The organism is Streptomyces sp. NPDC001450, from assembly GCF_053597295.1.
The window spans coordinates 14,374-27,756 of sequence record NZ_JBSFHY010000047.1 but is presented as its reverse complement, the minus strand read 5'-3'; the positions used below and the strand labels follow the sequence as shown (position 1 = coordinate 27,756).

The following is a 13,383-nucleotide window of genomic DNA, read 5'->3' as shown; positions in this document are numbered from 1 at the left end:
CGCGGCAGCCAAACCCGACTCGCACACCGATTCCCCCGCCGGAGTGATCAGTCCACCAAGTCCCGCACCACCGCATCCGCCAACAACCGCCCTCGCAACGTCAGCACGGCCCGCCCCTCGTCGTACGGCCCCTCCTGGAGCAGTCCGTCCGCCAGGGCCCGCCGGGACGCCGCGAGCCCCTCTTCCTTCAGCAGGGACAGCGGCGCCCCCTCCCGCAGCCTTAGCTCCAGCAGGATGCGCTCCACCCGCCGGTCCTCCTCAGACAGCAGTTCCCGCCCCGCCCCCGGTGAACGGCCGGAGGCGAGGGCCGCCGCGTACGCCCCCGGATGCTTGACGTTCCACCACCGCACCCCGCCCGCGTGCGAATGCGCCCCCGGCCCGGCGCCCCACCAGTCCGCACCCCGCCAGTACAGCTCGTTGTGCAGGCAGCGGGCCGCCTCCGAGGTGGCCCAGTTGGAGACCTCGTACCAGTCGAAGCCGGCCGCGGACAGCATCTCCTCGGCGATCAGATAGCGATCGGCGTGGACGTCGTCGTCCGTCATCGGGACCTCGCCCCGGCGGATCCTTCTCGCCAGCTGGGTGCCCTCCTCGACGATCAGCGCGTACGCGCTGATGTGGTCGGGCCCCGCCCCCAGCGCCGCTTCCAGCGAGGCCCGCCAGTCGTCGTCCGACTCCCCCGGCGTGCCGTAGATCAGGTCCAGGTTGACGTGCTCGAAGCCCGCGGCCCGCGCCTCCGCCACGCATGCCTCGGGACGGCCCGGGGTGTGCGTGCGGTCGAGCACGCGCAGCACGTGCTGCTTCGCGCTCTGCATGCCGAAGGAGATCCGGTTGAAGCCGCCCTCCCGGAGTGTCGTGAGGTACGCGGGGTCGACCGACTCCGGGTTCGCCTCCGTCGTGATCTCCGCGTCCGGCGCCAGACCGAACTCGTCCCGGATCGCCCCCAGCATCCGTACGAGATCGTCGGCGGCCAGCAGCGTCGGAGTACCGCCCCCGACGAACACCGTACGCACCTGGCGCGGGTCGTCACCCAGGACCTTCCGCGCCAGTCGGATCTCGTCGATCAGCGTGTCCGCGTAGTTGTCCCGGGAGGCGAGCACGCCGCCGGTGCCGCGCAGCTCGGTCGCGGTGTACGTGTTGAAGTCGCAGTAGCCGCAGCGGGTCGCGCAGTACGGGACGTGCAGGTAGAACCCGAGGGGTCGGTCGGCGGCGCCGGCGAGCGCGGAGGCGGGCAGCGCGCCGTCGTCGGGGACCGGCTCGCCGTCGGGGAGTGCGGAAGGCATGTCCCCCATTGTCCCGTACGACGCCGGTCACTCCGCCTGGAGCACCAGCAGGGCCAGGTCGTCCTCCGGCAGACCGCCGCCGAAGTCGTGCACCAGACGGCGTATCCTCTCCGCGATCAAGTCGGCGCTCAGACCCGCACAGCCGGACAGGGCCCGCGCGAGCCCGTCGCCGTCGTCGAACTGGCGGGAGCCGGAGCGGCGCTCGGTCACCCCGTCGGTGACGCACAGCAGGCTGTCGCCGGGCCCCAGCTCGATGGTCTCGCTGGTGTAGGTCTCGTCCTCCACGACGCCCAGCAGGGTCTGCGGGCGGGCGGCGGTGCGCACCTCGCCGTCGGGGCGCAGCAGCAGTGGCAGGGGGTGTCCGGCGGAGGCGAGGGTGCAGCGGACGCCGCCGTCGTGCGGGGTCAGCTCGCCGTACAGGAGGGACAGGAAGCGGGTCTGCGGGCCGTCCCCGGGGGCCGCGGGGCGCGCGCCGCCGGCGACCAGCGCGCGGGCGGCCGCGTCGGCGGCTTCGGTGGCATCGTCCAGGAGGAGCTGGTTGAGGCGGTCGAGGACATCGGCGACCCGGTAGCCCTCGCGGGCGAGCAGCCGCAGCCAGGGGCGGGCGAGTCCGATCACGACCGCCGCCTCGGGGCCCTTGCCCTGTACGTCGCCGACGGCGAAGCACCAGCGGCCGTCGCCCGCCGGGAACAGGTCGTAGAAGTCCCCGCTGGGGCCGCCCTTGTCGCAGGGCTCGTAGACGAGCGCGCTGCTCACGCCGGGGATCTCGGCGACCGCGCCGGGCAGCAGGCCGCGCTGCAGGACGGCGCTGATGGTGGCCTGCCGGGCGTACTGGCGGGCGGCGCCGATGGCCAGGGCGACCCGCCGGCCGAGGTCCTCGACCAGGCCGGTGACCTCGTCGGGGAAGTGCTGCAGCCCGCAGCGCCCGATGACCAGCGTGCCCAGCGGGCGGCCGCCCGCGATCAGCCGGTACGCCAGCGCCGCGCCGTGGGCGTCCTGCGGGCCGAGCGCGTCGCCGGGCCAGGGGTACGGCTCCGGGCCGGACCTCAACCCGTCCCGCGGGCAGGGCGGGTCCTTCTCCAGGGCGCGGGACAGCTCATCGATGCGGTTCTCGCTGGCGTGCCAGACACGCGCGGGCGCGCCGCCGTCGCCGCCGCGCACGGTCGCCTCGTCCTCCAGCCACACCGCGCACCAGTCGGCGAGCCGGGGCACGATCAGCTGGCCGGCGAGGGCCGTGACCAGGTTCTCGTCCAGCTGCCCGGCGAGCAGGTCGGAGGCCTCGGCGAGGAAGGACAGCGCGCCCCGGCCGAGCCAGTCCCGGTCGGCTCCGGGGCGCTGCGGCTGCGGGGCGAGGGCCTCGGCGGCCGCCAGGGTGTGGGCCGGGGCGGGCCCGTCCGGGTCCCCCTTGCCGTCGACGGACAGCCGCGCCCACACCGTCTTGGTGCCGGCGCGGTAGGTGACACCCCAGGACTCGGCGAGGGTGGCGACCAGGCGCAGGCCGCGCCCGTGCTCGGGGGTGTCGTACGGAGCCTCGCCGCGCGCGGGGTCGCGCGGCGCGCGCGCCGGGTGGTGGTCGCGCACCTGCACCACGAACGCGCCGGAATCCTCCAGGCGCCAGTCGACCTCCACCTCCGTGCCCGCGTGGACGACGGCGTTGGTGACGAGTTCGCTGACGACGGCTACGGCGTCGCCGGCCAGCCGTGCGGACCCCTCCGGATCGACGAGCCCCCGGCCGGACCACTCGGCGAACGCGGCGCGCACCAGCGCACGGGCGGAGCCGGGCGCGAGTGGAGTACCGGGCAGGGTGGCGAGTCCCTGTGCCCCACAGTCGTCACTCTCGCTCTCCCGCTGTGTCGGTATGGCCGCCATGTCCATGCGGCCAGGGTGACAGAGGGATCCCACACCTGTGCGCTGAGTTACCGAAGTGGACAGGCGCGCGTGAGAACTGTGCTACGGGTGTGCTCGAACGCGGTCGGAAAGTGTGCGGAATTCGAGCATCCGCGCATCCTCGGCTCGGTTCTGCCGTGGCCTCGGCTCAGTCCTCGATGTACCGGATCAGCACGCGCAGCGTCGTGCCGCGTTCCGTCCGCCAGGTCACCTCGTCCCCCACCTCGCGCCACAGCAGCGCCTTGCCCAGGGCCGAGTCGGGGCTGAGCCGCTCCGCCTCGTCGCCGGCGAGCAGCGCTATTTCGTACGTCGTGATCCCAGGTTCGTCCGGGTCCTCGACGCCGACCAGGCATCCCGGTACGACGACGGCACCGCCGGTGCAGGACGGGTCGGGGACGACCTGGTCGAGCAGGGCCCGCAGGAAGCTCCGCCGTTCCTTCAGCGCCTCGCGCCGCTTCTCGTGGGCGGCCAGCTGGGCCTTGCGGGACGAGGAGTCGACGGCCACCACCTCGGGCAAGGGCAGGTCGAGCACGTCCTGTACCCGCTCCAGCTCCCGCTGCACCCGCCGGTGGGCGGCCAGGCTGATCCGGTCGATGCGCAGGCGCGGCAGCGGTCGCTCGGGGGCGGGGGCGGCCCGAGTGGGAGCGGCCTGCGCGGAGGCGGCCGGCTCGGTGGTCCGCACGGGCTGCCGTGGCAGGGCGGGCAGCGTGTGCTGGGCGGCCGTCCGGCTGGGCGCGTTCCGGGCCACGGGCTGCCGGTCCGCCGCCGTTCCACCTCCCGTCGGCCGTCGGTCCACGCGGAGCAGCTCCGTCGTACGGCCGTGGGCGGCTTCGGGGGTGCCGGGCGCGTGGTAGCGGGCGACTCCCACCTGGCCGTCGTCCCCGAGGACGGGTACGTCGACGCGCGCGATCGCGGCGCGGATCATCGCCTGCACCTCGGGATGGGCCATCCGTGCGACGGGCCGCCCACCGCGCAGGACTTCCACGGCATCGGCACCCGGAAAGCCCGGGACCCCGGTATCGCTGAGAAAGCGAGCGGAACCGGCCACGGTCGCACGCAGACTGAACGCGTGCTGGGCCGCGTTGACCTCGTCGCGGTGGAGACGGGCTATGGAGACCAACTCGGGGCCGGCGGGAGGGGTTTGCGGTGCGGCGGGCGCGGCTTGCCGTGCGGGTGGGGTGATTCGCGGTGCGGCCGGGGTGGTTGGCGCATCTGCCGGGCGGGGCTTCGGTACGGATGCGCGGGGCTGCCGTACGACGGTGCGGGGCTGGGGCTCGGCCGTAGCTGCGGCCGGAGGTGCGGCCGGCGCTGCCGGAGCTGCCGGCGGCGCGGCCGAAGCCGCAACCGGCGCGGCCTGGTCGGCCGGCCGGGGCTTTCTCTCGGCGTCGGCCGTCGCCCCTTCGATGCCCAGCCGGTCCAGCTCGGCCCACAGGGGTTCGAGGGCCTTGTCCGGGTCGAGGAAGAAGCGGCTGCCGCGGATGCGGACGAACGTCCAGCCGACCCGCTCCAGTTCACGCTGGCGCGCCGCGTCCGCGTCCGCGTTCTCCTCGTTGTGGAAGGCGTCGCCGTCGCACTCCACGGCCAGGCGCCGGGTTCCGCCCTCGACGACGAGGTCGATGCGGTAGCGGCCGGCCGGATACTGGGGCCGTACCCGGTGGCCCCGGGCCCGCAGGGCCAGGTACACCCGCTGCTCGAAGAGGCTGTCGAACGCCTCGTGCGGCACGTCCGGACGGACCTCGCCGAGCCCCGCGCCGTCCTGTTCCTCGGCCGGCCGGGAGAACCAGTCCAGGTAGGCGCGCCGCAGGTCGGTCTCGCCCCACTCCGTGAGCGTCACGCTGTGGAAGAGCCACGCCTGGTCGCGGGCCCGGGAGGCGGCCACGTTGAGGTGCTGCCGGTTCAGGGCGCTGCTGTAGGGGCCGATGCGGCGCGGTCCGTCCGGACCGGTGAGCGAGGCGACCGTGCCGATGAAGACGACGTCGCGCTCGTCCCCCTGGAACTCCTCGGCGTTGCCCACGCGCAGACGCCGCCGCTGGCGCTCGTCGAGCGGGATCCGGTCGGCCAGCAGATCCTCGATGAGGAACTTCTGCCCGGCACCGAGCAGGGTGATCACACCCATGCTGCGTCCGGCGTAGGCGGGGTCCGCGATGCACCGGGCGACGGTGTCCACCAGCCGCTCGGCCTCGGGCCGGTTGACCTGCTTCTGCCCGCCGCCCTCCACCCAGCCGTCGGCCACGTGGACCGCGCGCAGCGGCGGCAGCCGGTCGGCGCCGTACTGCCGCAGGGGCTGGAGCCGGCCGCCGTAGCACAGCTCGTTGGAGAAGCCGATGATCTCCGGCATGCAGCGGAAGTGCTCCTGGAGCATCAGCCGGCCCCTGCCGCCGGCGAGTCCGGAGGCGATGTCGAAGAGGCTGGCGGTCGGCGTGAACAGGTTGCGGCGGGCGGCGGGCAGTTCGGCGAGCAGCCGCCGTTGGAGGGCGAACTGCTCGTCGTGGTCGACGCCGACCTGGGCCGGGCTGACCTGCTGGTCGTCACCGACGACCACGACCTTCGCGCCGAGCCAGGCGAGCAGCAGCGCCTCGGGCCCGGACTGGCTCGCCTCGTCGATGATCACGACGTCGAAGCGGCCGGCGCGGTCCATGGGGACGGTCTCGGTCACCTGGTGCAGCGGCATGATCCAGGCGGGTACGGCCTCCTGGCTGGCCTGGAGGCTCTCCCGCGCCTGCCGGCGGTAGGTGGCCGCGTACTTGCCGGTGCCCTTGCCGAGCCTGCGGACGTTCTGCTGGTACGAGGTGAGGGCCACGGCCTGGTCGTCGGTGAGCCTGGACAGGCAGTTGAACCAGGCCTTGTCGGCCGCCAGCCGCTCCAGGCCGATGCGGATGTCGGCGTCCGCCTCGGCGAGCAGGCGCAGCTGCCGTGCCTCGGCCTCGGGGTCCGTCAGGTCCGTCATCCGGGCGTGCCAGGCCGACCAGGCCCAGGCGGCCTCGAACTCCGGCAGGCGTGTGTCCCAGGCGGGGTCGTCCGGTGCGGACTCCAGCACGTCCGCGATGTCGGGGAGTTCGGCCGCGACCACCCGGTAGGCGTCGTCGCACGCCTTCTTGCGGTCCAGTGCCTCGCGCAGGTCGTCCAGCTCGCCGACCGCGGCACCGTAGGCCGCCGCGTCGCGGGCCTCGGCCGCCGCGCGCGCCCGCTCCACGGGCGCCGTCGCACCCCGCCGGTGGGCGGCGGACCGGAGCACGTCGAGCGCGTCGCCGAGGAGCGCGCGGGCGGGGTCGGCGGCGCGGCGGGCGGCTCGGGCGCGGAGCGCCGCGCGGACGGTGCGCACCCGCTCCTCGTCTCCCCAGTCGACGCCCGCGAGCCCCGTCGAGGGCGCCGCCGCGCGCGTCACGTCCTGGCGCAGGTCGGCGAGGGTGATGAGGGCGGTGAGGGTACGGATGTCCTGGCGCAGCCGGGTCATGCGCCGGTTGACGCTCTGCCAGGCCTCGGCGCCCTCACCCCACTCCTGCTCGATGTCCCGCAGGTGCCGTTCCAGGGTGACGCGGTGCACCACGGCAAGGGCGGCGGCCTCCGTCTCGACGGTGCGGCCCTCGACCCGGGCCGTCTCGGGGAAGTCGCCGACCGCCTTGCGCAGCCGGGTCTTCAGGCCGAGCGGGCCGCGCAGCTTCTCGCCGGCGGCGAGGCCGTCGCGCAGGGAGGTGGCCAGCCCCAGCGCCGTCGGCACGTCGTACGACTCCAGGCCGCTGACCAGGGTGGAGCCGAGAGCCGCTGCCGCCGCCTCGACCGCGGTCAGGGCCGCCGCGGTGCGTGCGTGCCGGTCGCGGGTTCCGAGGTCCTGCCCGGCGCTGATCTCGCGGTGCAGTGCGGCGGCCCAGCCGGCGGGCAGGGTGGCCGCCGCGGCGGAGACCGCCGTGAACTGGTCCAGGGCCGCTGCCAGCCGGTCCTGCTGCTCGACGGTCAGGGTGGACACGGCGTCGTCCAGCCGCGAGGCGGAACCGTCCTGGCGGAGCGCGGCGAGGTCGGTCTCGGCCTCCCGGACGGTCTCGACCGCCTCGGCGAACGCGGGTCCGGTGGGCAGGCGCCCCGGATCGGGCAGCGCGGCGGTGACCGTGGCCGCGAGGGCGCGGTGCCGGCCGGTGAAGGCGAGGGCAGCGCGACGCAGGTCCGTCAGGGCCTGGGGGTCGAGCGTGGGCGTCTCGGCGGGGACGGCGCCGAGCCACTCGTAGCGCGGGCGCTCGGCGGCGAGGCGTTCGGCGATGCGGGTCAGGGTGCCCTCGTAGTCGCCGATCCCGGCCGGGTGGCGGTAGGTCTCCTGTTCCCGCAGGGCGCGCAGGGACTTGAGGGCGAGCGCCTGTGCGGAGCGCGCGGACCTGAGGCGCTCCTCGTGCTCCTGGATGCGCCGGCGGTAGGCGCGCGCGGAGAAGTCACCCTGCCGGTCGAGGATGGCCTTGACCGACTGTTCCAGTTCCTGCTGTCCGGCTCCGTCGTCGGTGCGGCTGACGCACAGTTCGCGGATGCTGGCGGGGAGCTTGTCCCGCAGGACCTTCAGGGCGCGGGCCGTGTGGCTGGTGATCAGGACGCGGTTGCCGTGGGCGAGCAGGTCGGTGACCAGGTTGGCGATGGTGTGGGTCTTGCCGGTGCCGGGCGGTCCCTGCACCACGACCAGGTCGCGGTCCCGCAGCCGCTCGGCGATGGTGCGCTGCTCGTCGTTGGAGGGCAGGGCGAAGTACAGCTCGGACCGGGCGCCGTTGGCCTCCGGGGTGCCGGGCTCGGGGTCGCCCAGTGGCCGGTCGCCGCCGGCTCCGGCGACGGCGCGGAGCAGCGCGGTGGGTTCGGCGCCCTGTTCGATGCGCAGGGCGACACCGCGCAGTGCTTCGAGCATGCTGCGCCGGGTGCGCTCCCTGAGCAGCAGTACGGGAGCGAAGCTGACGACCGGCACGGCGGGGTCTCCCGTCGCACGGTGCCGGACGGGTGAGGGGTCGTAGCTACCCGCTTCGTGGGCGGCGAAGGTCCAGGTGGTGAGCGCGCGGTGCAGCTGGTCGGCGAGCATCACGTCCGTGGTGTCGCCGGCGGCTTCCAGCTCCTGCCGGACCAGGGCGCGGATCTCGGCGCGCGCCTTCTGCCCGGCGTCGAGCATGGACTCCTCCAGGACCGGGCTGCCGTACTCGGGGTCGGGTCCGACGGTGATGGCCCCGGTGTCGGGGTCGATGGCGATGACGGCACGGCAGGTGACGAGGTGCCGGCGGATCGGCTCGCTCTGGGCGGACCAGGTCAGACAGCCGAAGCCGACGACGAGTTCGAAGCTCTCGCCGAGTTCGGAGGCGTCCACGCACAGGCGGTAGAGGCGGTCGTAGGCACGGACGACCGGTTTCGTGGCACGGTCGCGCGCCGCCCACCTCTCCCACTGGCGCGCCCAGGTGGCGTACTGCTCGTGCACGACGTCGCGGCGGGGGTGGTCGGCGAGGGCGACCGTGAGGTGTCCGGTGCGTGAACTGCCGCCCGCCGAGACCTCGTCGGCCGGGATGTCCGCCTCTGCGCGGGGTGCGGGCGGTTCCTCCCGCTCGGAGTCGCGGAGCTCGCGGCCGTCCAGCCAGTGGGCGAGGGGCAGGGGCGGGGCCGGCGGGTCGTGCCGTACGGGCCGGTCGGCCCGCAGCCACAACGGGGTGTCGCCGGGGACGGCTTCGGTGAGGAAGCAGGCGAACTGCTCGGGCAGGTCGGCGAACCACATCTGGTGCCGGGCGTCGTCGTGAGTGCGTACCGGCCTGGTGCGGCTTTCGCCGACCTCCGCGAGATAGCGGAAGACGTGACGGACGACGTCGTCGGGCGTCGCGGCGGACACGGGCACGCTCACCTCGCTGAACTGGCGGAACCCACATGTGGAGGGATGGTGTGCATCCTATGGGCCGGGTCTGACACTCGTGCCCTTTCCGCCTGTTCCGGGCACACGCCGGCCCCGGAAGGCGAAGTGCCTTCCGGGGCCGGACGGTTGTCTCACGCCTCGCGGGTGCCCGAGTACATCTCGTCGATCAGAGCCTTGTACGTCCGCTCGACCACCGGCCGCTTCAGCTTCAGGCTCGGGGTGATCTCGCCGTGCTCGACGTCCAGGTCGCGCGGCAGCAGCCGGAACTTCTTGATGGTCTGCCAGCGCTGCAGGCCCTCGTTGAGCTGCTTGACGTAGCCGTCGACCATCTCGACCGTCTGCGGGGCCGCGACGATCTCGGCGTACGACCTGCCCTCCAGGCCGTTCTCCTTGGCCCACTGCAGGACGGCGATCTCGTCGAGGGCGATGAGGGCGGTGCAGTAGTTCCGGTCGGCGCCGTGCACCAGGATGTTGGAGACGTACGGGCACACCGCCTTGAACTGGCCCTCGACCTCGGCCGGGGCGACGTACTTGCCGCCGGAGGTCTTGATGAGGTCCTTCTTGCGGTCGGTGATGCGCAGGTAGCCGTCGGGCGACAGCTCGCCGATGTCGCCGGTGTGGAACCAGCCGTCGCTCTCCAGCACCTCGGCGGTCTTCTCGGGCTGCTGGTGGTAGCCGTCCATGATGCCGGGGCCGCGCAGCAGGATCTCGCCGTCGTCCGCGATGCGCACCTCGCAGCCGGGCAGCGGCTTGCCGACGGTGCCGGTGCGGTAGGCCTCGCCCGGGTTGACGAAGGAGGCCGCGGAGGTCTCGGTGAGGCCGTAGCCCTCCAGAATGTGGATGCCGGCGCCGGCGAAGAAGTAGCCGATCTCGGGGGAAAGCGCGGAGGCGCCCGAGACACAGGCGCGCAGCCGGCCGCCGAAGGCCTCCCGCAGCTTGGAGTAGACGAGGGCGTCGGCGGCCTTGTGCTTGGCGCCGAGGCCGAACGGCACGGCGTGGCTGCCGGTACGGCGGAAGTTGTCCTGCGAGACCTTGGCGTACTCGCGGGCGACCTCGGCGGCCCACTGGAAGATCTTGTACTTGGCCCCGCCACCCTCGCGGGCCTTGGCGGCGACGCCGTTGTAGACCTTCTCGAAGATGCGCGGCACGGCCGCCATGTACGTCGGCTGCACCACCGGCAGGTTCTCGATGATCTTGTCGACGCGGCCGTCGACGGCGGTGACGTGGCCTACCTCGATCTGGCCGGAGGTGAGGACCTTGCCGAAGACGTGGGCGAGCGGCAGCCACAGGTACTGCACGTCCTCGCCGCTGATCAGGCCGGTCGCGGCGATGGCCTTCGCCATGTACGCCCAGTTGTCGTGCGGCAGGCGCACGCCCTTGGGGCGGCCGGTGGTGCCGGAGGTGTAGATGAGGGTGGCGAGCTGGTCCTTGGTGAGCGCGCCGACCCGCTCCTTGATCAGCTCGGGGTGCTTCTCCAGATAGGCGGTGCCGCGCTGCTCCAGCTCGGTGAGGGTGGTCACCCAGTCGTCGGTCTCTACGCCGGCCGGGTCGATGACGACGACCTTGGTCAGCGCGGGCAGCTCGGCGCGCTTCTCCACCGCCTTGGCGACCTGGGCCGCGTCCTCGGCGATCAGCACCCGGCTCTCGGAGTCGGAGAGGATGAACGCGGACTCGTCGGCGTTGGTCTGCGGGTAGACGGTCGTGGTGGCGCCGCCCGCGCACATGATGCCGAGGTCGGCGAGGATCCACTCGACGCGGGTCGAGGAGGCGAGCGCCACCCGCTGCTCCGGCTGCAGGCCCAGTTCGATGAGGCCGGCCGCGATCGCGTACACCCGCTGCGCCGCCTCGGCCCAGCTCAGCGACTTCCAGTCGTCGGGGCCCTGACCGGAGGCGGGCGGGACCGGGTAGCGGTAGGCCTCGGCGTCCGGTGTGGCCGCCACGCGCTCCAGGAAGAGGGCCGCGACGGACGGCGGACGGTTCTCGATCAGGGTCTGTGTGTCGGTCACGACATCCTCCGGGGCCCGCGACAGTGCGGCTGGCTCAAGTGCGGCTGGGTCAACTCACGGGTGGGGTTCGGGCTTGTTTAACTCGCGAGTAACTATCGAGCAGGGATCAGAGTAAGGGGCGACCGGCCGCTGCGTAAGGGGCATCGGCCTGTCACTTTCCACGCAGAGCGACGCTACGCACGCGTAGGGGCCCGCCGCGCTTTCGCACGACGAGCCCCTGTTGTGCCCGGTTTGCGGACACAGCCCGCTGTTACCGTTGGTTACTTCTTGCCCTTGGCCGAGCCCGCGCTGTCATCGCTGGACAGGACCGCGATGAAGGCCTCCTGCGGAACCTCCACGGAACCCACCATCTTCATCCGCTTCTTGCCTTCCTTCTGCTTCTCCAGCAGCTTCCGCTTACGGGAGATGTCACCGCCGTAGCACTTGGCGAGGACGTCCTTGCGGATGGCTCGGATGGTCTCGCGGGCGATGACCCGGGAGCCGATGGCGGCCTGGATCGGCACCTCGAAGGCCTGCCGCGGGATGAGCTCGCGCAGCTTGGCGACGAGCCGCACCCCGTACGCGTACGCGGCGTCCTTGTGGGTGATCGCCGAGAAGGCGTCCACCTTGTCGCCGTGCAGCAGGATGTCGACCTTGACCAGGCTGGAGGTCTGCTCGCCGGTGGGCTCGTAGTCGAGGGACGCGTAGCCGCGGGTCTTGGACTTCAGCTGGTCGAAGAAGTCGAAGACGATCTCCGCGAGGGGGAGCGTGTAACGGATCTCGACCCGGTCCTCGGAGAGGTAGTCCATGCCGAGCAGGGTGCCGCGCCGGGTCTGGCACAGCTCCATGATCGAGCCGATGAACTCGGTGGGCGCCAGGATGGTGGCGCGCACGACCGGCTCGTACACCTCGCCGATCTTCCCCTCGGGGAACTCGCTCGGGTTGGTGACGATGTGCTCGCTGCGGTCCTCCATGACCACGCGGTAGACCACGTTGGGCGCGGTGGCGATCAGGTCGAGGCCGAACTCGCGCTCCAGCCGCTCCCGGATCACGTCCAGGTGCAGCAGGCCGAGGAAGCCGACCCGGAAGCCGAAGCCGAGGGCCGCGGAGGTCTCCGGCTCGTAGACCAGCGCGGCGTCGTTGAGCTGCAGCTTGTCGAGGGCCTCGCGCAGCTCCGGGTAGTCGGAGCCGTCGAGCGGATACAGACCCGAGAAGACCATCGGCTTCGGGTCCTTGTAGCCGCCGAGCGCCTCGGTGGCGCCCTTGGCCTGGCTGGTGACGGTGTCACCGACCTTGGACTGGCGCACGTCCTTCACGCCGGTGATGAGGTAGCCCACCTCACCGACGCCCAGACCGTCCGCCGGGAGCATCTCGGGCGAGCTGACGCCGATCTCCAGCAGCTCGTGGGTGGCGCCGGTCGACATCATCCTGATGCGCTCGCGCTTGTTGAGCTGGCCGTCGATGACACGGACGTAGGTCACGACACCGCGGTAGGAGTCGTAGACCGAGTCGAAGATCATCGCGCGGGCCGGCGCATCGGCGACCCCGACCGGCGCCGGGATCTCCTTGACGACCTTGTTCAGCAGCGCGTCGACGCCGAGACCGGTCTTGGCGGAGACCTTCAGCACGTCCGACGGGTCGCAGCCGACCAGGTTCGCCAGCTCCTCGGCGAACTTCTCCGGCTGCGCGGCCGGCAGGTCGATCTTGTTCAGCACGGGGATGATCGTGAGGTCGTTCTCCATCGCCAGGTAGAGGTTGGCGAGGGTCTGCGCCTCGATGCCCTGGGCGGCGTCGACGAGGAGGATGGTCCCCTCGCAGGCGGCCAGCGACCGCGAGACCTCATAGGTGAAGTCGACGTGCCCCGGGGTGTCGATCATGTTGAGGATGTGCGTCGTGCCCTGGTCGGGGCCCTCGGTCGGGGCCCAGGGCAGACGCACCGCCTGGGACTTGATCGTGATGCCGCGCTCGCGCTCGATGTCCATCCGGTCGAGGTACTGAGCACGCATCTGCCGCTGCTCGACCACACCGGTCAGCTGGAGCATCCGGTCGGCGAGCGTGGACTTGCCGTGGTCGATGTGCGCGATGATGCAGAAATTGCGGATCAGAGCCGGGGCGGTACGGCTCGGCTCGGGCACATGGTTAGGGGTCGCGGGCACGCAGGGTCCTGTCTCTTGAGGCGCCTTATGCCTCGGGTCGGATCGATACGTAGTCTCCATGGTCCCACGCGAGGGGACCGGGGACCGTTTTGGGCCGCCCGGAGGGCCACTGGTACTGTAGATGGCTGTGCCTCATGCCCTCTCAGCGCGAGGCGCGACAGAAAATTTTTGGATCACCGGTTACGGGACCCGAGCGGCCCCGCACCAGAACCTGAAAAGGC

5 protein-coding genes are annotated in these 13,383 nt (G+C 72.5%); all 5 read right to left on the bottom strand.

The features are described 5' to 3' along the window. Positions 1-47: 47 nt before the first annotated feature. Entirely contained in the window at positions 48-1,280 is a 1,233-nt protein-coding gene (hemW, locus tag ACWC5O_RS37775) for a radical SAM family heme chaperone HemW (protein ID WP_450591257.1), read from the bottom strand. 27 nt (positions 1,281-1,307) lie between these two features. Then, positions 1,308-3,149 carry a SpoIIE family protein phosphatase gene (locus tag ACWC5O_RS37770; protein ID WP_450591279.1) on the bottom strand — a complete coding sequence of 614 codons (1,842 nt, stop codon included), beginning with the start codon at positions 3,147-3,149 and terminating at the stop codon, positions 1,308-1,310. 166 nt (positions 3,150-3,315) lie between these two features. Beyond that, the gene (locus tag ACWC5O_RS37765; RefSeq protein ID WP_450591255.1) at positions 3,316-9,006 is read right to left on the bottom strand and encodes an AAA domain-containing protein; all 5,691 of its coding nucleotides are present in this window, start codon (positions 9,004-9,006) and stop codon (positions 3,316-3,318) included. A 146-nt stretch (positions 9,007-9,152) separates the two neighbouring features. Next, the gene (locus tag ACWC5O_RS37760; RefSeq protein ID WP_450591254.1) at positions 9,153-11,027 is read right to left on the bottom strand and encodes an AMP-dependent synthetase/ligase; all 1,875 of its coding nucleotides are present in this window, start codon (positions 11,025-11,027) and stop codon (positions 9,153-9,155) included. Positions 11,028-11,287: 260 nt separating this feature from the next. Continuing rightward, positions 11,288-13,162, bottom strand: a complete 1,875-nt coding sequence (gene lepA / locus ACWC5O_RS37755) for a translation elongation factor 4 (protein WP_450591252.1) — start codon at positions 13,160-13,162, stop codon at positions 11,288-11,290. Positions 13,163-13,383 lie beyond the last annotated feature (221 nt).